This is a genomic window from Pontibacter sp. JAM-7, assembly GCF_048548695.2.
Lineage (GTDB): Bacteria > Pseudomonadota > Gammaproteobacteria > Pseudomonadales > Balneatricaceae > Neptuniibacter.
The window spans coordinates 1-236 of sequence record NZ_JBLYIF020000081.1; the positions used below are offsets into that span (position 1 = coordinate 1).

The following is a 236-nucleotide window of genomic DNA, read 5'->3' on the forward strand; positions in this document are numbered from 1 at the left end:
ATCGCGGCCAGGCCGATGCCGCCCAGGCCAAAGATGGCCACAGTCGCACCTTCCTCGACCTTGGCAGTGTTCAGCACCGCACCGATACCGGTTGTGACGCCACAACCGAGCAGGCAGACCTTGTCGAGGGGGGCTTCCTTGGGGATCTTGGCCAGGGAGATTTCCGGCAGAACGGTGTACTCGGAGAAGGTGGAGCAGCCCATGTAGTGATTCAGCGGCTGGCCCTTGTAGGAGAT

The 236-nt window shown here is 61.9% G+C and carries 1 pseudogene; it reads right to left on the bottom strand.

What is annotated here, in order from left to right:
- Positions 1-236 (bottom strand): annotated as a pseudogene (locus tag ACFVYJ_RS13945) (alcohol dehydrogenase); the annotation flags it as partial.